The sequence below is a fragment of the uncultured Marinobacter sp. genome, from assembly GCF_913055835.1.
GTDB lineage: Bacteria > Pseudomonadota > Gammaproteobacteria > Pseudomonadales > Oleiphilaceae > Marinobacter.
The window spans coordinates 25,447-48,918 of the sequence record NZ_CAJXKQ010000008.1 but is presented as its reverse complement, the minus strand read 5'-3'; the positions used below and the strand labels follow the sequence as shown (position 1 = coordinate 48,918).

The 23,472-nt window shown below is 58.2% G+C and carries 19 protein-coding genes and 1 tRNA gene; 8 read left to right on the top strand and 12 right to left on the bottom strand.

The window, feature by feature from the left end:
• Positions 1-15 precede the first annotated feature (15 nt).
• The 6 genes from fliE to QZ534_RS06625 form a co-directional block, all read right to left on the bottom strand.
• Positions 16-384 (bottom strand): flagellar hook-basal body complex protein FliE, encoded by a 369-nt coding sequence (gene fliE / locus QZ534_RS06650; RefSeq protein WP_296932967.1) that lies wholly within the window; start codon positions 382-384, stop codon positions 16-18.
• 218 nt (positions 385-602) lie between these two features.
• Positions 603-2,066, bottom strand: coding sequence for a sigma-54 dependent transcriptional regulator (locus QZ534_RS06645; RefSeq protein ID WP_296932964.1), 1,464 nt, complete (start codon positions 2,064-2,066; stop codon positions 603-605).
• 12 nt (positions 2,067-2,078) lie between these two features.
• On the bottom strand, positions 2,079-3,317 hold the full coding sequence (locus QZ534_RS06640) for an ATP-binding protein (RefSeq protein ID WP_296932960.1): 1,239 nt from the start codon (positions 3,315-3,317) through the stop codon (positions 2,079-2,081).
• 230 nt (positions 3,318-3,547) lie between these two features.
• Positions 3,548-4,999: a sigma-54 dependent transcriptional regulator gene (locus QZ534_RS06635; RefSeq protein ID WP_296932957.1), complete on the bottom strand. Its 1,452-nt coding sequence runs from the start codon at positions 4,997-4,999 to the stop codon at positions 3,548-3,550.
• Between the two features lie 70 nt (positions 5,000-5,069).
• Positions 5,070-5,399 carry an SOS cell division inhibitor gene (locus QZ534_RS06630; RefSeq protein ID WP_296932955.1) on the bottom strand — a complete coding sequence of 110 codons (330 nt, stop codon included), beginning with the start codon at positions 5,397-5,399 and terminating at the stop codon, positions 5,070-5,072.
• Positions 5,400-5,416: 17 nt separating this feature from the next.
• Positions 5,417-6,775 carry a DUF1329 domain-containing protein gene (locus QZ534_RS06625; protein WP_296932952.1) on the bottom strand — a complete coding sequence of 453 codons (1,359 nt, stop codon included), beginning with the start codon at positions 6,773-6,775 and terminating at the stop codon, positions 5,417-5,419.
• Between the two features lie 223 nt (positions 6,776-6,998).
• Between QZ534_RS06625 and QZ534_RS06620 the strand changes: the two genes are divergently transcribed.
• Entirely contained in the window at positions 6,999-7,511 is a 513-nt protein-coding gene (locus tag QZ534_RS06620; protein WP_296932950.1) for a DUF6586 family protein, read from the top strand.
• Between the two features lie 52 nt (positions 7,512-7,563).
• A complete protein-coding gene (locus QZ534_RS06615) occupies positions 7,564-7,824 on the top strand; it encodes a hypothetical protein (RefSeq protein ID WP_296932947.1) in 261 nt (86 codons plus the stop codon).
• A 4-nt stretch (positions 7,825-7,828) separates the two neighbouring features.
• On the opposite strand, the gene QZ534_RS06610 is transcribed toward QZ534_RS06615, so the two are convergent.
• The gene (locus QZ534_RS06610) at positions 7,829-8,320 is read right to left on the bottom strand and encodes a SulA-like leucine-rich domain-containing protein (RefSeq protein WP_296932945.1); all 492 of its coding nucleotides are present in this window, start codon (positions 8,318-8,320) and stop codon (positions 7,829-7,831) included.
• A 41-nt stretch (positions 8,321-8,361) separates the two neighbouring features.
• Complete coding sequence (gene lexA, locus QZ534_RS06605; RefSeq protein ID WP_296932943.1) at positions 8,362-8,973, bottom strand: transcriptional repressor LexA; 612 nt, start codon at positions 8,971-8,973, stop codon at positions 8,362-8,364.
• Between the two features lie 209 nt (positions 8,974-9,182).
• On the opposite strand from lexA, the gene QZ534_RS06600 reads away from it, so the two are divergent.
• Genes QZ534_RS06600 through QZ534_RS06590 form a run of 3 tightly spaced genes read left to right on the top strand, consistent with a single transcriptional unit; the run spans position 9,183 to position 11,647 of the window.
• Positions 9,183-10,184 (top strand): amidoligase family protein, encoded by a 1,002-nt coding sequence (locus QZ534_RS06600; RefSeq protein WP_296932938.1) that lies wholly within the window; start codon positions 9,183-9,185, stop codon positions 10,182-10,184.
• The gene (locus tag QZ534_RS06595; protein WP_296932935.1) at positions 10,177-10,911 is read left to right on the top strand and encodes a gamma-glutamyl-gamma-aminobutyrate hydrolase family protein; all 735 of its coding nucleotides are present in this window, start codon (positions 10,177-10,179) and stop codon (positions 10,909-10,911) included. The genes QZ534_RS06600 and QZ534_RS06595 overlap by 8 nt, the downstream gene beginning before the upstream one ends.
• Before the next feature lie 31 nt (positions 10,912-10,942).
• Positions 10,943-11,647: an SIMPL domain-containing protein gene (locus QZ534_RS06590; protein ID WP_296932932.1), complete on the top strand. Its 705-nt coding sequence runs from the start codon at positions 10,943-10,945 to the stop codon at positions 11,645-11,647.
• A gap of 2 nt (positions 11,648-11,649) precedes the next feature.
• Here QZ534_RS06590 and QZ534_RS06585 read toward each other — a convergent pair whose 3' ends face one another.
• Complete coding sequence (locus tag QZ534_RS06585; protein WP_296932929.1) at positions 11,650-15,411, bottom strand: translocation/assembly module TamB domain-containing protein; 3,762 nt, start codon at positions 15,409-15,411, stop codon at positions 11,650-11,652.
• Entirely contained in the window at positions 15,408-17,162 is a 1,755-nt protein-coding gene (locus tag QZ534_RS06580; protein ID WP_296932926.1) for an autotransporter assembly complex family protein, read from the bottom strand. The genes QZ534_RS06585 and QZ534_RS06580 overlap by 4 nt, the downstream gene beginning before the upstream one ends.
• A gap of 186 nt (positions 17,163-17,348) precedes the next feature.
• Between QZ534_RS06580 and QZ534_RS06575 the strand changes: the two genes are divergently transcribed.
• A complete protein-coding gene (locus tag QZ534_RS06575; RefSeq protein WP_296932923.1) occupies positions 17,349-18,356 on the top strand; it encodes a hypothetical protein in 1,008 nt (335 codons plus the stop codon).
• Positions 18,357-18,401: 45 nt separating this feature from the next.
• Positions 18,402-19,889 (top strand): amidase, encoded by a 1,488-nt coding sequence (locus QZ534_RS06570; protein WP_296932919.1) that lies wholly within the window; start codon positions 18,402-18,404, stop codon positions 19,887-19,889.
• Between the two features lie 54 nt (positions 19,890-19,943).
• Here QZ534_RS06570 and QZ534_RS06565 read toward each other — a convergent pair.
• Positions 19,944-20,020, bottom strand: a tRNA-Met gene (locus QZ534_RS06565).
• A gap of 228 nt (positions 20,021-20,248) precedes the next feature.
• A complete protein-coding gene (locus tag QZ534_RS06560; RefSeq protein WP_296932916.1) occupies positions 20,249-21,586 on the bottom strand; it encodes an acetyl-CoA C-acetyltransferase in 1,338 nt (445 codons plus the stop codon).
• A 329-nt stretch (positions 21,587-21,915) separates the two neighbouring features.
• Between QZ534_RS06560 and QZ534_RS06555 the strand changes: the two genes are divergently transcribed.
• A complete protein-coding gene (locus QZ534_RS06555) occupies positions 21,916-23,322 on the top strand; it encodes a 3-oxoacyl-ACP reductase (protein WP_296932913.1) in 1,407 nt (468 codons plus the stop codon).
• The last annotated feature ends 150 nt before the right edge of the window (positions 23,323-23,472 follow it).

Here is a 23,472-nt window from a genome sequence, read left to right as displayed (position 1 = left end):
GACTCTGCTCCGTTATCAGATCGGCATGTTCATAATGTCTTCGTAGGCCCGAACCACCCGGTTACGTACCTGGGTCAGCGCTTCGAAGGAGACAGAGGATTTCTGGGCGGCAATCATCACGCGCGTGATGTCCACGTTCGGATCGCCCATATCGTATGCGGTTCGCAGATCCCCCGCGGTTTTCTGGAGGTCGTTCACGTTGTTCACGGCATTGCTCAGCATGTCATTGAAGCTGGGCGTTTCCTGGGTTTCCTGAACCTGGCGGGGACCGTCGATGCGGCCACGAACCGATTGATCCTGCTCGATCCGCTGGTTCTGCATCATCTGGGAACGCAGGGACCGGATATCGGACAAAACACTGTTGATGTCGGCACGCTGAACCATAACTTTCTCCTGGCGCCGCCCTCCCCGGGACGGATTTGCTCTTGGGGTGCTATTAGTCCCGATAAAGCAATTGGCAGGCCAAGTAGTTTTTAACATTAAATATCATACAGTTAGATATCTAACGCCTGGTGCGCAAGAAATCACTGACGGACTTTTGACGACGGATAAAAAAACGGCACCCCGAGGGGTGCCAATGAAGGAGTTCGTCTTGCAGGGGGTCAGACCAAGGCCATTTCGGCGTCCAGATCGATTCCGGCGTCGCGCATCTGGGCCAGCTTGTACCTGAGTGTTCGGGGACTGATCCCCAATTGCTCTGCAGCCCTGTTGCGACGCCCACGCTCTTTCCGGAGTGTCTGGATAATAATACGGAATTCCTGCTGTCTCAGATCATCCCCCAGCGAAACTGCGCCTTCAGGCTCATCGAACTGGCCATGAGGCGGCTGATCGCAGGCGGAACTTCCGGAGTCTGAAATGCCCGCCGCGTCCTCTGTGGTGCCGCCGAATTCAGGTGGCGAAGCCGGCTCCACACTCCGAATGTCCGGTCGGCCGGTGATACCCAGCTCCAGGCACAGGTCGCCGGAGTGAATAACATTGCCCTGGTGCAGCACCAGGGCTCGCTGGATTGCGTTGTCCAGCTCCCGGACATTGCCCGGCCACTGATGATTCATCAACGCGCTTTTCGCGTCCTGGGCAAAGGCAATCCCGGTCAGCTTCATTTTTCGGCAGTGTTTTTTAAGCAGCGACGTGGCCAACGGCATGATGTCCAGTCGGCGCTCCCGGAGCGGCTGCCAGTGCATCGGAAACACCGTCAGGCGGTAGTACAGATCTTCCCGGAACTTGCCTTCGCGCACGTAATCCGCGAGGTCCCGGTTGGTCGTTGCCACTACCCGGACATCCAGACTGATGGTCTTGCGACCACCAACCCGCTCCACTTCGCGCTCCTGCAACACCCGCAACAGCTTGGACTGGAGCCCCAGGTCCATCTCCGATATCTCGTCCAGAAGAATGGTGCCACCGTTGGCCTGCTCGAACTTGCCGGGCGAAGAGGCGACGGCACCGGTGAAGGCGCCCTTCTCGTGCCCGAACAGGATGGCCTCCAGCATGTTTTCGGGAATCGCCGCACAGTTGATAGCCACGAAGGGCTGATCCGCCCTTGGGGATTGCTGATGGATATAACGGGCGAGCACTTCCTTGCCGGTTCCGCTTTCCCCGGAGATCATGACCGTCGAATCACTGCCGGCCACCTTGGTTGCCAGCTGGAACATGCGCTTGCTGATCGGATCCTCGGCCACCGGCTCATCGCTGGCTTTTTCGCGCCCGCCGCCGACGATCTTGCTGACGGCGTCCACCAGGAAACGCGGCTCGAACGGCTTGACCAGGTAATCAATGGCGCCAGCCTGCATGGCCGACACCGCATCGCTAATCTGGCCATAGGCCGTGATCAGCATCATTGGCAGCCCCGGATACAACCGTTGGACCTCGGCCAGCAACTGGTGCCCCGACAGACCCGGCATGTTGACATCGCTGACCACCATATCCACCGGGGACTCTGCCAGTCTCTCGAGCGCCTCATTAGCATTGGACGCTTCCCGTACCCGGAATTTTGCCAGTTCAAGGGTGGTTACCAGCGCTTCCCGCAGGTCATGGTCATCCTCAACAATCAGAATCTGGGCCTTGGCCATGGTTGCCTCCGATCAGTGTCTGTTACGTAATTGCGGTAGACGCAAAGTAGCGATGGCGCCGCCCTGGTCCGGCGATTCAATGGTGAACCGCCCCTGATGGGCCTTGATAACGGCCTGTACCACCGCAAGACCAAGCCCTGTTCCGTGGGATTTGGTCGTGTAAAAAGCTTCTGTTAAACGGCCCGCGTCCGAAGACTCGAACCCCGGCCCGTTATCCAGAACACGAATGACGAGTTCGCCGGTTTCTTCCTTTACCCGGACGACAACATGGGTCGCACCGGCTTCAAGGCTGTTATTAACAAGATTGGTGCAGGCGCCTACGAGGGCGTCACGGTTACACATGAGACGACAGTCGCTGGAGATGTCGTTCTCGAGACTTACCTGTGCGCCGGGAGCAGGCTTCAGCCCTTCGACAGCCGAGGCCAGTGCTGAAACCAGCTTACCGGCAGACAGCTCCTCTGCCAGCCGGGTTTCGCCCCGGGCGAAGATCAGCATATCGCGCACCTGTTGCTCCAGATGGGTCAGGCGGGACATCAAACGCGAGGCACAGCGCTGTCGCATTTCCTCATCCAGGTCTTCCTGGCTCAGATGGCCGCCATAGAGAATGGCCGCAGACAGCGGGGTGCGAATCTGGTGAGCAAGGGACGCAACCATCTTGCCCATGGCAGACAGACGCTGGGCGTGGGCCAGCTGCGCCTGCAAATGCCGGGTTTCAGTAAGGTCGGTCAGCAGAATCAGCTGGCCGGGCTGGTTCTCCATGGTCCGGATCTCGATGCTGACCCTGCGACCGTCTTTCAGGGAAACCTCGTGGCCATCGTCCCGCCGGGGCGCGAAACAGCGATGGATGACATCCACCCAGCGGGCGCCATCCAGGGGTTCTCCCAGCAACGCAATGGCTGCCGGGTTCGTCTGCGTCACCACGCCCTGGCTGTCCAGGACCACAACGCCGGCCGGCAATGCTTTCAGAAGGGTCGACAGGCGGTCCGCCAGTTGCTCTTTCTCTTCAAGCTCCTGTTGACGCTGAAGCGATTCCTGAGTCAGCTCGCCGGAAAGCTGGTTGACCCGTGATTCAAGGGTTCTGTAGGAGTCAGTAATCTGTCGCGACATCCGGTTGAACAATTCCAGGGCGGAATCCACCGCCGCGTCGTCCTGCTCTGGAAACAGGGCCGTAACCTTGTCGTTTACATCCGCCGCAGCGTTGGCTTTCGCGCTGCCCGCGCCGGACTGAAGAACAAACTGTGCCTGACTCATAACCTGACTCCCCGATCGGCCCGTCGGTTCGGACCCCATAGTTCGGATACTTCGTTTGCAGGTTCTTAAGCCAGCACCGTGCCAACTTGAATTTTTCTATATATTTCAGAAAGAAAGGTAATTCCGGAAGAGGGGAATGACAATTTTACGTCGGCGGGAAATGCAAACGGCGCCTCAGGTTACGAACCTTTGACGCCGTTTCAGCAACTTCAGAAACCGGACATTCCCGGTCAGGATTCCTCGGATTCCTCTTCCCGGAGCCCGTACTTGCGAACCTTCTCGACCAGGGTGGTGCGACGGATTCGCAGCTTCTCGGCCGCCCTGGCCACCACACCACCGGCTTCGTCGAGCGCCTGTTGGATCAGCTGCTTCTCGAGGTTGGAGAGGTAGTCCTTGAGGTCAATGCCGTTCACCGGCAACAACGCCGGGGCATCCAGACCCACCAGACCGGGAATGCTGGATGGCATCCCGGTGTCCTCCACCGGACGGTTTTCGTCGTAGTCGTCAACATAGCGGAACTTCTTGGGCAGCTCCTGCACGCCAATCACGCCGTAGGGGTGCATGATCGACAGGCGTTCAACCAGATTGGCCAGCTCACGGACATTACCGGGCCAATCGTGGCGACACAGACTCATGATCGCCGCCGAGTTCATCCGCAACGAACCGCGCTTCTCTTTTTCCATCCGGGAAATAAGCTCGTTGATCAGCAGGGGAATATCTTCCACCCGATCACGCAGAGCCGGCATTTCGATGGGGAACACATTCAGGCGGTAATAGAGATCCTCCCGGAAATCCCCGGACTCGATCATGTCTTCCAGATGCTTGTGAGTGGCGGCAATTACCCGAACATCCGCGGACTGGGTCCGATTGCTACCCACCCGCTCGAAGGTACGCTCCTGCAAAACCCGAAGAATCTTCACCTGCATGTTGAGCGGCATGTCGCCGATCTCGTCCAGAAACAGGGTACCGCCCTCCGCCATCTCGAAGCGCCCTACCCGGGCCGTGATTGCACCGGTAAAGGCGCCTTTTTCATGGCCGAACAGTTCGCTTTCCAGCAGTTCGGCCGGAATGGCGCCACAGTTAACCGGCACAAACGGTTTGTCCCGGCGGGACGAATGATAATGCAGGTTGCGGGCAACCACCTCCTTGCCGGTGCCCGATTCGCCGGTAATCAGGACACTGACGTCCTTATCGGCCACCTGTTCCATCAACTGCCGTACCTGCTGGACCTTACGGCTGGTTCCCACAAGGCTGCGAAAGAGCTGAAGACCTCGCTGCTGGCCCCGCTCCCGGGAACGGCTGAACTGGTCCCGGTAAATCTGGGCCCGGTAGAGGGAATCAACAAACTTGGTGTAATTCAGCGGCCATTCCATGCGGGCAATAATGCGCCCGCTGGCATCATCGGGCAGGCCCTTCAGTTCAGGATGCCCAACAACCAGCAAAGGAACTCCCTTGACGGCATTGCTGACAGTCGTAATGGCCTCGGTGGCGCCAGCGTCCTCTCCGTTCACCACCGCGACCGAGATATCTGAAAGGCTATCCTCGTCGCCGCTGTTCAAAAGTGCCCTGGCGTCATCGCCAGCAAGGACCTGCTCCTCGCCGATGAACTCAAGAATGGTGACCATGTCCCGCAATCTTGAATCGTCCTCGCTCAGCACCAGCACTTTGTTATTTTTAGACATTCAACCGGATCTCTTGAGGGATTTGTGCGGTATTTAAGACTGTAAGGACGACAGAGTCAATTTTATGACGCTATTTCGGTCGATTCGAGGAGACGTTCTGATAGGCCTTTGCTGCACTTCGATTCCGGTTGACTCCCTTGAGACCGTCTTCCGCTTCCTTGCGGGCAATGCGGGCAGATTCATCCGCTGCGTCAATAAACTGCTGCAACTCCTGCAAGCGGAGCCTCACCGGCTCCGCCTCCACCTCTCCCGCTTCCAGGGCAGCCATGAGTGGCTCGACGGCCGGCTTCACCTTCTCGTTAAGACTGGCCATCGCCTCCCAGTCTTTGTCCGCGAGAGCGCGACCAAGATCGGCCATCAGCTGGTCGAGGTGGTCGAGGTGAGTCTGCGGGTCTGCCATGTCGGTCTCCTTGAAATTCAACGGCGAGCAGCACGACGGGCAGCTGAGGCAGTAAACTCACTGCCCCGGAACCCGGGGCTGAAATCATACGCCGGGAAACCATCATCCAACCCATCAATGTAGTAACGCTCCGCCTTCAGGTCGTAAGTCATCTCCATGGTAGTCCAGAAAACCGGCTCACTGTAATAGCTGATGTTGTGGGCCTCGGACACACGCCACAAATTTCCCTCCGCATCGTATTCCTCGGAGGCCAGAATCTGCCAGCTGTCCTCATCCACGTAGAAAACGCGGCGATCATAGATGTGGCTGATCCCGGTCCGGCGTTTCGCTTCCACCACCCATACCCGATGAAGCTCATACCGGGTCAGTTCCTGATTGATGTGGCCCGGACGAATCACGTCATCGGCTTCAACCTGCGGACCGTGCAGCTTGTAGGCGTTGTAGGGCACGAACAGCTCCCGCTTGCCTTTCAGCTCCCAGTCGTACTGGTTGGGCGCCCCGTTGTACATATCTTTCTGGTCTACCGAACGCAGGGACGATGAATTCGGAAGGTCGGTCTCGTAGGCCAGGTTGGGCGACCTGCGAAGCCGCCGGGAACCGGAATCATAACGCCAGGCCAGACGCGGTGAGCGCACCTGATCGAGGGTTTCGTGGACCAGCGTAATGGTGCCAGCCAGCGACGAGGGCGCAATGGTGTCTGTCTTCAGGTAGAAAATCTTGTTATCGATTTCCGCCAGTTCCGCTCCTTTCTGACTATAAGCAAAAAAGTAGTCGTAATCATTGATCACCGGATTGTAGGAGCCATCCCTCTGCGGCGTCGCAGACGCACTGCGCAGGGAAATCTCTTCCCCCCGGTAACGCAGGATGTGGTTCCAGATGACTTCCAGGCCGTCTTTCGGAATCGGGAACGGGCTGGTCATGATGGTGTCACGGACACCATTACCATTGTCGAGCAGCTCCGCTGTGAGGGCATTGTCGCGAAACTTGTCGTAAACATGCTCCGGAAACGCGGCGGTGCGCCGGGTCTGGTAAACCGGCATGAAAAAGTCAGGCCCATACTTCTCCAGCATGGCAATGTGGCCATCCGACAGCTTATCCCGGTACAGGTCAAGATTGTCGGAGGTTATAACGAAAAGGGCCTCATCTTCCGGAAATGGATCAATTTCAACCTGGCCCTTGCGCCAACCCTCCGGGGGCGTAGCAAGGCCTCCGGTCCACTCGGGAATGCTGCCTGACCGGTTGCCCTCCCGCTCGGCTCCAACCGGAGTGAGATCCTCACCCAACCGCTCGGCTTCGGCGGTCGTGACTTTGGCCAGAGCCTGTCCGGAAAAACCGAGAAAAACCAGGGCGACACCTGCAACGATGTGGCTTCGCATCCCTTACACCTCCAGAAGTTCATGCTGTTGGGTAGCCGCAACGATCAGAACTCGCACAGCCGGGCGCCTTTTTGCCAAATTCAAACGGTCGTTTCAAGTGAATGTTTGTATTTTCTTGTGAAACCTGCCTGCCCAGACAGTTGAAGAAATTTGCCACCAGAAATGGTATAGTGGCCAATTAATTTTCCGGGGTTACACCCGCGCTGGCGATTGAAGGTATTCCATGGCCTCGCAATGGCACTCACTGGTTTCGCAAAAGCTCTTTCTCGCCCGCACTTTGCTGGGACAACTGGACCAGGCAGGAGCTGAGGGTGAAGGCCAACCCCCTAATGAGGCGGAACAGGCCTTGCGCCGTGAGGCAGCCATCCAGGGAGCAATCGAGTTGCTCCTACGGTCCCGGAAATTATTGCTGGTGATGGTTGCCAGGCTGTACCAGAGAAAATCGGAAGAACCTGCAACTCTGGATGAACTGGCCGCTCTGATCGGACCAGAACCGAATGAAATCGGTCGGCTGAGAGAACTGGAACAGCGCTCAGGAAGCTGGTGGAACCACATGGAACAACTGGAACGCTCACAGAGCCGACCACCGGCGACCAAAAAAACCGTGAGCGCGGAGAACATCATTGCGGTATCCGCCGATGCCGGCCCGGATAGATCCGCTACGGCGTTACTGAAAACCCTGAACGCCGTCAAACATTTTGCCGATGATCTGGAAGACCAGCACAGCGAGTGGTAAGCCACTTCAGCGGCAGGCAGTTTCAGATCTTATTAACTTGAAGGTTTATTTAATGTCACCATCGTTTTTTGAAATCGTGCAACTGACCAACGGTGATTACGCCCTGCGCCGCATTGATGATGACAGTGCGCCGCTGGTAAGAATCTCTTTCTCGGAAGAAGCCCGGGAAATGATGGAAGACCGTGATATGTCAGTCGCCAAAGCAATGATTGCCGCAGGTATTGAGGCGGTTGGCAATGTTGCCCACGATATCGACTGGGAAGATGACGAACTGGACGCCCCAGACGCCCAGCCCTCCTACACTCTCCACTGAGTAATTAACGCTGCCTGAGAACCACCCCATGGCTGTTGCCTTCGGCAGAAGCCTTTTGCAGGGATTCGAGGGCAGTGCGGCCCAATTTACGGGTCCACATCACTACCGCATGACACGTACCTGCGCTGAGGGCTCGCTCGGCCAGCTCCTGCGCGGGATAGTCCGGTGTTGATCGAAGCACCAGCAACTCGCCCGCCACGATGCCATGCATTTTTTGCCACTTGCTGACCAACGCCTGAGGCGGGTCGATCCAGGCCAGCCAACGCTTTTCCTGATTCAGCTGGGTAAGCATGGGCAACAGTAGCTGGAAGTTTTCCACCTGACCCTCGGGCAGGATAATTTCCGTTACATTGCCCGAAGCCCTCGCATCAGAAGGCTCCGAAGAACGTCGGGCGCGAATGACAGAGCGTCGCTCGCGGGCGGCAGTTGCCGGCACTGAACAGGACAGAGCATTGGGATTGTAGGCCAGATTCTGATTAAAGCTCATTTGTTCCATAATTCACCCGTTTTCAATCTATCAGAGGCTATCCGGCCTGATCAGTGCAGATCAGAGCGGCGGATAACACCGACACCCAGACCTTCGATGAACAGTTCCTGTTCGGTCAGGTCCACTTCAATAGGTGCGAATTCCTCGTTCTCGGCAATCAGGTAGACTTTTGATCCTTCCCTGCGGAAACGTTTTACCGTGACCTCATCGCCAACCCGGGCAACCACCACCTGGCCATTGTGAACATCCTGGGTGCTGTGCACTGCCAGTAAATCGCCATCAAGAATGCCAATATCCTTCATGCTCATGCCCCGAACCCGCAGCAGGTAATCTGCAGACGGCGAGAAGAACTCAGGCTGAAGCGTACAATGATCCTCAATATGCTCCTGGGCGAGAATTGGACTACCCGCCGCGACCTGCCCAATAACCGGCAACCCCAGATCCTCTTCGGCCTCAGGCAGGCGGATCCCGCGACTGGCACCGGGCACCATTTCAATGGCCCCTTTCCGGGCCAGCGCACGAAGGTGCTCCTCCGCGGCATTGGCCGAACGGAAGCCCAGCTCCGCAGCGATTTCAGCGCGGGTTGGCGGATAGCCGGTCTCATCGACGTATCGGCGTATGATCTCCAGTACCTGTGACTGCCTTGCTGTGAGCTTCATCAAGCTACTCCGCTAATTCGGGCCCGAGCTCGGATTTTCCTTACGGAAACCCGTTTCGGGCGCCCTGTTTTTATATACAGTACAGTGACTATATACAGTGTTTTATCCAGTGTAAAGTCAACCCCCATGATTTTCTTGCGTTCGCTTAACAATGATGATCAACAGCGGTGTGATATGGTTGATGCACGAGTCCTCACGAACCTGGGAGCAGCATGACTCAAGACAGCACCTGCAGGATGCCTGATGTCCTGGAGACAAACGAAGGGAAGGAACGCCGCGTTGGCGTCGAGATCGAATTGTCTGGTCTGGGCTACGATGAGCTGGTCACACTGGCCGCCAGACTGCTGAAAGGAACCCCGGTACTGAAGTCACGATATGTAACGGCGCTGCAAACAGAGCTGGGCGAATTCACGGTGGAACTGGATTCCGATCCTATCAAGGATCTTGATCTGGCCGATGAGCGGCTTCCGGAATCCATCCGGGAGTTGGGAGGCCAGGCAATGGACGTGATCGATGCAGCCGCCGAGCGCGTTGTGCCCCTGGAGATCATCAGCCCTCCCCTGCCATTTTCCAGCCTGGAAGCCATCGAATCCCTCGTCGACAACCTCAGAGAGGCCGGTGCACTGGGCAGCCGGGATGCCATCTACTTCGCGTTCGGCCTGCAGCTTAACCCGGAATTGCCCGATCTCAGGCCAGAGACAATGGTCCGTTACTTCCAGGCGTTTGCGGCGTTGTACGACTGGCTCAAGAACCGGCATCAGCTGGATGTCAGCCGCAAATTCACCACCTATATCGAACCCTGGCACGGCCGCTACACCGAGCTTCTGATGGAAGAAAACTACCATCCAAACCTTGGCGAGCTGATGGAGGACTACCTGGAGTTCAATCCGACCCGCAACCGGGCGCTTGATCTGCTGCCGCTCTTTGCCCATCTGGACAGGGAGCGCCTTGAACGCCATGTGCGGGATCCGAGGATCAAGAGCCGGCCCACCCTGCACTACCGCTTGCCGGATTGCGACATCGATAATCCTGATTGGCATTTTTCCACCGTGTGGAACGATTGGATCGTCCTGGAGCAACTGGCCAATAATCCGGACGATCTGGCCGATATGCGCCGACTCTTCCGGGAACGGCGGAAACTCAATCTCCACAACCTGACCCACAGCTGGCAGGAAACTACCAACGACTGGCTGGCCAAGAACGGGTATGTCTGAACAAGATCCCGAACAGGAGCTCGAGGTTCCCGGCCTGACCATCGGCATCAGCGGTCCCGCCCGAAAAAGCCTGGCCCATCGTCTGATCAGCCTGGGCCTGCGTCTTCACGGCGCCCGCACCCACTACATTCGCCCCGGGTCACGGGTCGCCGTGGCCATGCTGGATGGCCTGGTGCTCTCTGGCGGCACCCATGTCCATCCGGAGCGATATGGCCAGGAACCCCAGGTTACCGCCAACTATGATCGCAAACGGGATGCAACCGATCAGTCACTGCTTGAGCAGGCTGAGGCCATTGGTATCCCGGTGCTCGGAATTTGCCGGGGCGCACAGTTCATCAACGTATTTCACGGCGGGTCCCTGTGCCAGAACGTGACCCCGCTGAGGGTAAACACCCGGCACCGCCCCTTGCTGCTCCCTCTGCAAACCGTGCGCCTGGTAACGCCCAGCCGGCTTGAAGCGGCCATGCGCTCGCCGGTAATCGGCGCCAACCGGATCCACAGCCAGGCGATCAAGCGCCTGGGCCGCAATCTGCGCGTAACCGCCGTGGACAATGATCTTTTCGTACAGGCCATTGAGAGCACGCGAGGTCAGTGGTTAACGGGCATTCAGTGGCACCCGGAATACCTGCTCTATCACGGTGGGCATCGGCGCATCTTTGGCCAGTTCGTGGATGCCGCCCGCCGATTCAAACTGGCGCGCCTGGAACCCGATTCCGGCGAAGCCTGACCCATCAACGATTTCCAAAGGAGGAAATCCCGTGAACGGACGGAACCCCGAACACCGGATACTTCGACAATCCCGTTATCTTCTTTCCCTGGCACTCGCATTGCCGGCTGTGGCCCTGGCGGGAGAGGTGACGCTTACCGGCGAAGGCAGTGTTCGTTATGAGCCAGACAGCGCCCGGCTACAGTTTACCGCCAGTGCCGAGCACGCCCTCCCCCAAAAGGCTACCGAACGGGTGGCTGAACTGATGTCGCAGTGGCGTGATCGCATCACCGATTATCGGGATCGACTCAACGACTATTCCGATGCGACGGTGAACCTTTACACCCGCATGATTCCAGCGCCGGAGCGCGGTGAGGACCCCGAAAAACAGGCTGTCGCCTCGCAGACCATAAGCTTCAGCATCAGTGACCTGAGCCTGTTGAACCCGCTACTACGTGAAGCTCAGGCCGTGGGTCTGGATTACCAGCTTGGGCCCCATCAGTTCTTCCATTCGGATGAAACCGGCATGGAGCAGGAAGCACTGGCCAGAGCCATTGCCGACGCGCAGGCGAGGTGCAGGTTCGTGGCGAGCCGGCTCGACCAGACCTGCGGCGATGTGGTCACCATCAACATTAATGGTGGGCATCGACCGGTGCCGATGATGATGTCGGAAGCCAAATCAATGTCAGATACCGTTTCAAGCGTGGGCGAGCGGGAGATCCGTGCTTCGGTGAGTGCGACCTTCGAACTGGAGTAACCTCAGAAATCCCGCGTATAGAAGATATCCAGGGAGGCCGCCAGCCCACTGGCAGCCTCCAGGTAGAAGTACCGGCCCAGATCATAGCGTAAGGCAACGGTGGTGATCGGCTCAAAGATGCCGACACCGTATCGAACGCTCAACTCATCCGTGAGGTAACCGCTGGCCACCACCGACGTCTGATCGCCGGAGCCCTCTGCCTCAAGAGTCAGCTGGCGAATACCGAACTCCTCGCCAATCTGCCCGGTCACCTTGCTGGCCTGGGTCAGCCCCAACGAAAGCGCCGCCCGGCTCATCTGACCTTCGTCACCCTGGCTTTGGGGGGGCCTGCCCAGGATCACGTAGGACAATGCATCTGTCTGCGGCATATCCGGGTTGGAGAACACCTCCGTCTCCGGTGATTGCACCGGCCCCGTCAGACGTATACCGGCAACCACGGTATCCACCCGCCGCACGGCCTCGATATCGAGATAGGGTTGAGCCAGGTTACCGACGAACAGCAGCCTGGCACGCCTGAGTTCGAGCTCCTGACCATAGGCCTCATACTGGCCATTGACCAGTTGAAGCGTGCCCCGGGTGTCCATATCGTTGCTGATCCTGAGGGAGCCCTCCAGATCGCCCGTCACGCCGAAGGCGGCAAACGTCACCTGATCTTCCCCTACTACGACCTTTACATCCATGTTGAGTGAACGGACTACGGGCTCCTCCCTCTCGACACCGACGATGACTTCATCCTCGGAAACCGACACAGCCTGTTCAGGTAGCCCCTTTATTTCTATATCCCCTCTCGGAACGGCAACCTGTCCAACGATTTCCAGGGTTCCCTCCCGGAACACAAGAGTCAGATCCGGCTCTACCTCAAGCTGGGCATAAGGCTCAACATTGAACGGTATCCGCTCCCCGGAGATGCGGATTTCCCCCCGCGGCGCCTGTTGCCAGTCGACCTCACCATCCAGGATGGTCTTACTTCGGGCATTGCTCTGGATTCTGCCGCTAATTTGTGCCGAATATCCCGAGAATTCGATACTGGCAATCATCTCCTCAATGGGCACCGGCAACCGGGGATCTGAAACCCGTCCATCCACCAGGTGCAATTCGCCGGTTACAGCTGGTTTCATCAGCGGGCCTGAAAGCTGACCCTGGCCGTTTACCTGCCCCGCCACCTCATCAAGCCCTGACAGCAGCCCGGCAAGGGCAATATCCAGCCCTTCCAGATTGAAGGATCCCTCAACATTGCGGTTTTCGGAGTTCGGGTCCAGCCCCATATCCAGGGTAAATCTGCCCAACTCGGGACCGGACAGACGAACGGCGACATCGGCTTGTTGAGGCTTGAACGCAACCTCGGTGGTAAACGCATCATAGTCCAGTGATTCCCACTCACCATCGACCAACAGCTGGAACTCGCCGTCACCGGCATCAAGATAAACCCGACCATCCGGGCCTTCCGCTGTCGTCGTAAAATCAATCTCGCCATTTAACCGCGCGTTCCAGCGCACGGTTTCCGGCAACAAGGGTGCCAGGGCCACCGTTGGGAACCGGTCGATGCGATAGGCGATATCGGGAACAGGTAGCAGTGTCTGATCATCGGCGCAGACGGTGCTCTGTTGCCAGCGCCAGCAATGGTTACCGAAGGCCAGCTTTCCATTGGCGCCATAGTCCAGGGTCGCCGGCGATTCCAGCTGCCATCGCTGGGACTGCTCCGGAAGATTGATCAGACCGCTCGAGAGCTGACCCTGCCAGGTTTTCCATTCAGAACCAGCCCCACCCTCAAACGCCAACTCCAGATCTGCTTCGGAATGCTCAGCCCTCACACTCAATGTGTGTTGCCCCGGGGTTCCGTTCGCCTGGAGCGTGAGCGTTTCAAGGTCCTGGCCGAATCCCCGGAGATTCTCGGCCCGTAGCCGGCTTGCAAGACTCAGCCCGTCTTCCAGTTCGGCATCCAGGCTCAGGGTCTCAATGGATAGCTGATCCTGCCAGGCAAGGTTTTGGCCGCTCGCTTTCAGCTCTCCCGCCGGGCGCTCTGGCGTTCCCTCAGCCATCAAGGTCGCTTCAAGATTACCGGTCAGGCCGGGCAGAACGATCTCGGGCTCGGGCAAGTACAGGGCCAGGTCACCGCGCAACAGATTGCCCCAGGTGCCACTTCCTTCCACCCGATTGTTACCAATCACCAGATTCAGCCCGGACAACTCCCAGCTACCGGATGAAGTATCAAGGCTTCCTTCAAGAGACGCGGGATTGGAGCGCCAGTCACCCTTGAGGTCCCAGTTGGCGCTCATGGCAGGTATAGGGCCGTCTCCGAGCTGCCCTTCGGTAGTGACATCGCCACTCAGGCTGGCTTCAAGGACCGGCACCCAGTAACCCGGGTTGAAATCCTGGAGGGCCAGCGCCGCCTGCCAGGATAGCGGCCCGGAAAAGTTCACCGAGCCCTTCCCGGTAAGCGATCCGGCGCCGGTACTGATCCTCAGATCGGTCAGTTTGGTTTGCTCGGTGTCACCATCGACAGTTGTCGACAGTTCAGCACTCCCCTGAGGGCCATCGACCCCGGCTTCAAGCTCTGCGTGGTAGCTTCCCTCCCGCCAGGAGGCGGTGCCATCCAGCGACCGAAGCACAACCGCAGGCTCTTCAAGGCCCGGAACCAGGGTGTACCAGGGAAACCCACGCAAGCGCACATCGGTGCTGGCCTCCAGGCCCTCACTCCAGGCCACACGCCCGTTGGCCACCACAGTATCCCGCTCACTGCCATTCTCCCCATCGGTGGCCAGCTCAATACGGATATTCTCGGCTGCCTGTGTGGTAACGCGCCCCTCCAGTGTCAGCTGCACCGGCCCCGTTGTGCCGGGCAACCTGGCCTGACCCCGGGTCTGGAAACCTCTCTGAAGGCTGCCACGGGCTTCCAGGAACCAGTCGTTGAGCACCAGCGTCTCCGGCAGGGTCTCAACTGCCCGGAACTGTTCAGAGGTAATCCGAAGTTTTGCCGGCAGGCTTGGATCCAGCGGTTCGACTTCCCCGGAGAGTTCGGCATTCAGATAACCGCGACTCGTGACCTCCACCATCAGGTCTCGCACGCTGCCAGAGAGTATGGCGTCCAGCATCCACTGGTCACCATAGGGTGGCGGAATATCCGCGGTGACCTCCAGATTGACGGGCCAATCCCGTCGGGTCTCGATCCGCCCGGCGGCGGACACGGTGTAATCGCCCAACTGATACCAGGCGCGGTCGATCCTCCAGTCAGCACCCGACCCACCGGCATCCAGCTCAAGCCGGTCCCAGACCCTGTTACCATTCAAGGTGAAAGGCCCCATCCGGACGCCGCTGATATTCAGCCCAAGGGGCAGGTCCACGCCCGGCAGCGTGATTGCGCCCCCGCTTCCGGACTTGTCGGCAGGAGGCAACTGTGTGACTTCGAGGGTCTCTGCCCTCAGGCTTTCGACACAAAGCTGCTTTTTCAACAGGCAGGAAGGCGACCAGTCCACGAGCGGGGATTCAACGATGACTTCAACCCCGTAGCCACGCCATTGCAGGTGGTCAGCCTGCCACTGGCCAAATAGTGAACCGCGGTCATTTTCGACCTGTAGCCCCGGCACCTGTTCTATGACCCAGGCAGTTCCGGTCTCGGAACGCAGAGCAAGCAAGACAGCCGCCAGCAACAAAACGGGCACCAGGAACAGAAGCCCCAGACACACAAGCAGCCAGAAGCGCAGGCGGTGCCGGCGAGCCGGTTGCTGCTGATGCTTGTCGTCGGACGTTTCCGGTGTCTGCGTCACAGCTCAGGCCCCATGGAAAAGTGAAGTCGCCAGTCCCCGCCAAATTCCCGGTCCAGTCCTTTGGCGATGTCCAGCCGCAGCGGACCAACCGGGCTGATCCAGCGAATGCCGATGCCCGCGCCCGTTGCCAGGGGATCATTCAGATCATTAATGGCATTACCGTGATCGACAAACACCGCTGCCCGCCATTGGTCGGCAAACTGGTACTGATACTCTCCGCTACCCACCATCAAAAAGCGGCCGCCCACTGGCACACCATTGTCATTTTCAGGCGAAAGGGTTTCATAACCATAGCCCCGGACGCTTTGATCGCCACCAGCAAAAAAGCGCAGGGACGGCGGCACATCCGAGAACTGGTTTGTGGCAACGGCTCCCGCCTGAAAGCGTCCGACAAAGCGATGCTTGCCGGCAATGGTAAACAGCCCCTTGGCCAGGGCGTTAACGTGCAGGATGTCGACATCCGAGAGCACAGCCCGATGAGAGCCGGTAACATCCAGCTGCAAACGGTAGCCGCGGGACGGGTCCAGAGGTGAATCCGCGTGAATCTTCGAGTAACCAGCTCCCGGGAGCAACAGTGTGCTCGTACCTTTCTCATCATTGCCGATATTGAACCGTTCGCCTTCCCAGCGTAATGACAGAACCTGGAGCCACCCGTTATCAAGCTGATGCTGCCATTGCTGCCCAAGGGTAAGAAGTTCCGATTCAACATTCTCGATATCCTCCCGCTGATATCCGGCGGTAAGACGGATCAGATCCGTCATGGGAGGATCCAGGGGCAACTCGTACCAGGTGCTCAGGTTCTGACGAGGCACCGATAGCTCCGTTTCGGCTCCCCGCTTGTGCCCCATGGGATTAATCCAATGCTCCCGCCAGGTGCCCCGGAACCGGGGACCAACGTCGGTCGAGAAACCGACACCGGCGGCTACCGAGCGCGCTTCGCGCCGGGAAAGGGCAACGCTAACAGGAATGACCCCGTTTTCGGCATCCTGTGGTGAGATATTGACGTCAACGTTGCTGAAGTAGCCGCTGTTCAGAAGATCCTTGTTCAGCCGCGCTATTTCGTCGGCGTGATAGGGGGTTCCCGGTTCAAAGGTGACGAAATCCCTCAGAAGCTCAATCTCAAACCAGTGCCCTTCTTCAAAGGTAACCTCTCCCAACCGGTATCGCTGGCCGCTCTCATAAATGAGCGTAATTTCGGCGCTGCGCTCGGTCGGATCCACCTCCAGGGAGCGGGTGACAAACCGGCCGTCGAAATACCCCCTGCGCCGGGCACGGTTCTGGATGGTGTCTCTCAGGTTGGAGTAGTCGCCGTGATTGAGAATATCGCCCTCTGCCGGATGTGGCGGCAGATCAGAGGTAAACCTTGAATCAGACGCAGCTTCGCCCCGTATCCCCACGATACGGGAGGTAACTCTTACCGGCTCACCCGGGGTAATGGACAGGGTGAGGGTCGCCGTTGTGTCCGAGTCGCCCTCTTCTAACCGCCAGTCAACCAGGGGGCCATAATACCCCAAGGCACGCAAGGCTTCCCGGGCCTGATTTACAGCGGTGGGGGCATATCGCCTCAGGTTGCCGGCACTTCGACCTTCAACCTCACCAATGAAGGCCTCAGCGTTCGATTTCAGCTTTGGATAGTCTCCTTCGATATTAACAACCACCTGTTGCGCAAAGACCCACGACGGCAGCCAGCAGAGCAGGAGGATCAGAAGCCGGACCCGGCCCGAATTCACAACTTGGTAGATTGATAGCATCCGGCTATTTCAGTGTTGGTGGTAACAAGAAGGATTCACGTTCAAGCGTGGGAGTTTAATGGCAGACGGTCAAGTTAATCCATGGTTGGCCCTGCGGCATGTCTAGAGCGGCATCACGGCGAGTCGTCTGTGCCGTCAAAATAAGCTAACCTGTCAGATACTTAGCCACAGACCGGGCCCTGGGGAATGCTGAAGATAAATCGAGAAAACCTGAAATCGAGCCATCAGCTTATCTGGTTCATCATTGATTTCCTGATGCTGGGGCTGTTGATCATCAACCTTGCGTTCATTATCTGGGACTCGATCTATAACTTTGTTGCTGTTCAGAATCTTCTGAAAGAACACGCCCCCGCCATTCAGTCGGCCTACCACCCCATTCACGAACGCTTCATCTTCTACGATCTGATCTTCGTGAGCATCTTCCTGACCGAGTTCTTTATTCGCTGGGGTTACGCCATCAGGGCCAAGGTCTACGACCGCTGGTACTTTTACCCGTTCATACACTGGTACGACCTGGTGGGCTGTATTCCGGTTGGAAGCCTGCGTTTCCTCCGTATTCTGCGGGTAATCTCGATCATCTACCGCCTGCACCAGTACAAGATCATCGATATCACGAACACCAAGATCTACCGGTTCGTGAATTTCTATTACGAAGCCTTTATGGAAGAACTTTCGGACCGCATTGTGCTCAAGGTGCTGAGTGGCGTGCAGCAGGAAGTCAAACGGGGCTCACCGCTGTTTGACAAGATCCAGGAGGACATTCTCTATCCCCGCAGGGACATGCTCTCAGACTGGATATCCAAGCGGGTTGCCGAGGCAGCCCAGGAAGGCTACGTACCCAACCGCGGAGCGCTGCGAAGCTATCTGGAGGACCGGGTCGACAACGCCCTCAAGCAAAATCTGGAACTGTCGCGACTGAAATACCTGCCGGTGGTTGGTCCCACCATACAGGAAACCCTTGAAGAGGCCGTGGGCGATATCGTTGCCCATGTGATACACCAGATTCTCGAAGACCTCGCCTCAGCCTCCAACCATGCCTTTATTGAAGACATCGTGAACGTCTTCCTGCCGACACCCGGTGAAGTAAGAGCCAATGAGGCCCAGAACGAAGCGCTGATCAACCTGATTATCGAGATCATCGACGCGATCAAGGGGCAGGTAAAGGTAAAACACTGGCGATCCGAGTTGCCTTGACAGACCGGCGGGATTTTCCAGAAACCAACAACAAAGAGAACATCCATGGATGCATCACAAGTGCCATTGCACTATCAATCGGCCCATGAGCTTCTGGCACAGCTGGAGGCCCCCACCCTGACCAGCGAAGCTCTGACCACTGCTCTGCTGAACCGCATACGCGAGCATAATCCGGCCATCAATGCCGTCGTGACCCTGGATGAACAGCGGGCACTCGCCAGCGCCCGTCAGGCCGATGAACAACGTGCAGCCAACGCCGTGAAAGGCCCTCTCCACGGACTACCGCTTACCCTGAAAGACACCTGGGAAGTGGCAGGTATGAATTGCACCGCCGGCGCGCCGGCCCTCAGAACCCATAAGCCGGAACGCCACGCTGATGTGGTGCAGAGGCTGGAAAACGCCGGCGCCATTATCCTGGGCAAAACCAATGTGCCCATCTACGCCACGGACCTTCAGAGCTACAACAAGCTGTTCGGGGTTACCAACAACCCCCATAACCCGGCACACACTCCCGGGGGCTCCTCGGGCGGTGCAGCGGCTGCCCTGGCCGCCGGCATGACGCCTCTCGAAGTGGGCAGTGATCTGGCCGGCTCCATTCGCACACCGGCCCATTTCTGTGGCGTGTTCGGCCACAAGCCAACCCGTTCCCTCGTCTCATTTCGCGGCCACATACCCGGACCACCCGGCACCCAATCCCGACCCGACCTGGTCGAGGGCGGCCCGATGGCGCGCAGCGCGCGGGACCTGGAGCTTTTGCTGAAAGTCATTGCCGGGCCACGGCCAGCCGAGGAACGAAGCTGGGCGCTTCACATGGCGCCATCAGACTTGCAAAGCCTCGACCAGGCCCGGGTGGGTTTATGGCTGGAAGACCCCCTGTGCCCGGTCGAGCAGGAACTGACCAAGGGCTATCAGGCCCTGGGCAAGTCACTGGCTGAACGGGGCGCACTGGTCACCGACGCCAGCCATCCTTTGCTCAGCCTCGAGCATATCCTGCCCGCTTACTTCAATCTGCTCGGGACTCTGCTCAGCACGTCCCTGAAACCCGCCCAGCGCCGGCAGATGAAATGGATCGCCCGGCTGGAACCCTGGCTCAAGTTCCTGGGTCCGATGACGCCTTTTGTGGGTGAATACGGACGGGGCGTGAATCAACCGGTTCACCAATGGATGGCCTGGAACGAAATGCGCGAGAAAATGCGGGCTGAAATCGAATCCCTGTTTCAGGAAGTGGACGTTCTACTAACGCCGGTAACACCAACCACCGCCATCCGGCATGACCACACCCACCCGGTCTTCAAACGCCGAATCACCGTCGCCGGCCAGCCACGAGCCTACATGGACCAGTTCTGCTGGATCGCCTTCGCCACCCTGCTGGGACTGCCCGCCACTTCCGTACCCATGGGACGGACGACCGAGGGCCTGCCATTCAATGTTCAGGTGATCGGGGCACCGGGGATGGATCTGACGACGATCGGGTTTGCGGGACTGCTGGAAGAAGCGGGGCTGGCTGGATTTGTTCAGCCGGAAGGCTTTTGAAATCGGTGAGGGTATAAACGAATAAAGCCGGCTCTCGGCCGGCTTTATTCAAATTGGTAGCGGGGGCTGGATTCGAACCAACGACCTCCGGGTTATGAGCCCGACGAGCTACCAGACTGCTCTACCCCGCATCAAACTTTTCATCAATTCTTTCTTCTGAGTCCGCCTCTTGGTCGGGCTCATAAGCCGAAGGTCGATGGCTCCCTCCGGCTTTCTCGGGATTGGGAGCCCGACAAGCTGCCAGACTGCTCTACCCCGCATCAAACTGGTTGTTCACCAGGGAACCCCTGATCAACGTGGCGCGCATGATAAGGGGTGTGACCGACCCTGTCAAAGGAAAGTTCCGGTTTTCCGCAAACTTACCTTTCCAGAATCGCAGTAACCCCCTGCCCACCGGCGGCACAGATGGAAATGAGGCCCCGACCGCTGCCTTTCTCCTCCAATAGCTTGGCCAGCGTCGCAACAATGCGGGCACCGGTAGCTGCAAACGGATGGCCGGTCGCCAGGCTGCTGCCTTTCACGTTGAGCTTGTCGCGGTCAATGCTACCCAAGGGCTTGTCCAGGCCCAGCCGCTCCTTGCAAAAGGCCGGATCTTCCCAGGCTTTTAAAGTGCAGAGCACCTGGGCGGCGAAGGCTTCGTGAATTTCATAGAAGTCGAAATCCTGAAGAGTCAGCCCCGCTTTTTCCAGCATACGGGGCACCGCATAGGCAGGCGCCATCAGCAGACCTTCCTTCTTGTCCACAAAATCGACCGCCGCAACCTCTGAGAACGTCAGCCAGGCCTTGACCTCGTAATTATTGGCCTTCGCCCATTCCTCACTGGCCAGCAACACGCAGGACGCGCCATCCGTCAAAGCCGTACTGTTGGCTGCAGTCATGGTGCCGTTTTCCCGATCAAAAACCGGCTTGAGCGTAGCCAGCTTCTCCAGCGTAGTATCCGGGCGCAGAATGTTGTCCTTCTCCAGCCCCGCCATCGGCGTCAGCAATTCGTTGAAGAAACCCTCATCATAGGCTTTGGCCAGCTTCTGGTGGCTCTCGAAGGCCAGCTTGTCCTGATCTTCCCGGGGAATGCCCCACTCCTTGGCCGTCACCTGAGCATGCTCACCCATCGACATACCCGTGCGAGGCTCACCATTTTCAGGAACCTCAGGCTTGAGGTGACTCGGCCGGAACCGCCCAAGAATCTTCAGCCGCTCGCCCGCCGTCTTGGCCCGGTTCAAATCCAGCAAAATCTCCCGAAGCCCCTCGCCTACACCGATCGGCGCATCGGATGTAGTGTCCGTTCCACCAGCAATGCCACACTCAATCTGCCCCAGGGCAATCTTGTTGGCCACCAGAATAGCCGCCTCCAGCCCCGTGCCACAGGCCTGCTGGATATCGTACGCCGGCGTCTCCGGCGCCAGCCCACAACTCATCACCGCCTCCCGGGTAAGATTGAAATCCCGGGAATGCTTGATAACCGCCCCGGCAGCTACCTCGCCCAGCCGCTGCCCCTCAAGACCATACCGATCCACCAGCCCCCGCAGCGCCGACGTCAGCAACTCCTGGTTACTGATCTTGCTGTAGGCCGTATTGGAACGCGCGAACGGAATCCGGTTACCACCCAGCACAGCTACGCGGCGAATAGCCGAAGGGGCAGTTCCGGTTTTTTTTGAACCAGCGGTTTTTTTGCGTGGAGTTTTCGATGCTTCTGCCATGATCAACTCTATCCTTTTATGCGATATCTGAAATGTTCAAAGGAGCAATGGGGTTGGGCTTCCCAAAACACGCCCGTAAATACTTCCCTGTAGGGCTCGGTCGCGCCATCCCTGGCGCTCCACGGTTTTGGGAAGCCCAACCCCATTGCTCCCTGCACCCAAATTCGAAATCCCTGATTTCCAGACAGTGTATAGAGAACACCAAGTGCCTCATTGGCACCCCTGACAACACCCTACAGGCATTGAGTCAATCCAAAAACTATCCGATTCTTTACCCTGTAGGACGATTCGCATCCAGCAACCCGAATGCAAACACAAGGAAGCCACCCATGTCTGACCTCTATCTTAGAATAGTAAACACCCCGGTAGGTAAAACCGCCGCACAATCCCTGGGCCTGCCGGCGCCGGTCCCCTTGAAACGCCTCAAACGCACCGACCAGCCATTTATCGAAGGCGACGTGCTCGTTGGTGCCGCCACCGGCGGAAAGGCCATCGCAACCATTGGCAGCACCCTCAGCGCCAGTGCCGCCACACTGCATCACGCCAGCGGCAATGACCGCCTGAACGATTCATCCAAAGCCGGCAACAAAGCCCGACCATTGGATCTGGGTTCGGAAATCGACCACAAATTCTCGGCCCTGGTATTTGACGCCACTGGCTTGAAAGGACCCGAGGATCTGCGGGCCCTATACGACTTTTTCCACCCCACCATCAAAAAGCTCGGCAGCAACGCTCGCGTCCTGGTCGTTGGCCAGAACCCCGCCACCTGCAGGAAAGCGCCCCAGGCAGCGGCTCAGCAGGCACTTGAAGGATTTGTTCGCAGCGTGGGCAAGGAAATCGGCAAGAAAGGCTCAACGGCAAACCTGCTGTGGATGGCGCCCGGAGCAGAGAAACAACTGGATTCCAGCGTGCGATTCTTCCTCTCCGCCCGCTCGGCTTATGTGTCCGGCCAGGTCGTCAAAATCGGCAAAAGCGATGCTACGCCCGCTACCAACCCCGTTGCCCCACTGACCGGGAAAATCGCCTTGGTCACAGGTGCCTCGCGCGGCATCGGCGCTGCCATCGCAGAAACCCTTGCCCGGGACGGGGCTACCGTTATCGGCCTGGACATTCCGCCTGCCATGGAAGATCTGGAAAAGGTCACCTCTGCCATCAAGGGGAAAGCTCTGGCCTGCGACATTACCGACGATAAAGCACCCAAGCTGATCGCCGACTTCGTAGAAGAGCATTTCGGCGGGGTTGACCTGGTCATCCACAATGCCGGCATTACCCGCGACAAGACCCTCGGCAACATGCCCGAGCACTTCTGGGATATGACCATCGCCGTGAATCTGACCGCGGAGGAATTGATCGACGAGGAGTTGGCGAAACGGGAACTGATGAAAGAGAACGGGCGCATTGTCTGCATCTCTTCCATCAGCGGCATTGCCGGCAATTTCGGGCAAACCAACTACTCCACCGCCAAGTGCGGGGTAATCGGCTATGTGGAAGCCATGGCCCGGCAGTTAAAGAACGGGGTAACCATCAACGCCATTGCCCCCGGGTTTATCGAAACCCAGATGACCGCAGCCATGCCGGTCACCATCCGCGAGGCCGGTCGCCGGATGAACAGCCTTTCCCAGGGCGGGCAGCCGGTGGATGTAGCGGAGGCCATCGCATGGTATTGCAGCCCGGCATCCAATGGGGTGAACGGCAATGTTGTGCGGGTTTGTGGGCAGTCGTTGATTGGCAAGTAAGGATCTGTCGGAGCTGGGTGTCGGATTACGCCTTTGGCTAATCCGACCTACGTGGGTAGGGGAATGTTCATGTAGGTTGGATTAGCCGAAGGCGTAATCCAACAACCCAGACATAAAAAAAGAGCCGATCCTTGCGGATCGGCTCTTTTC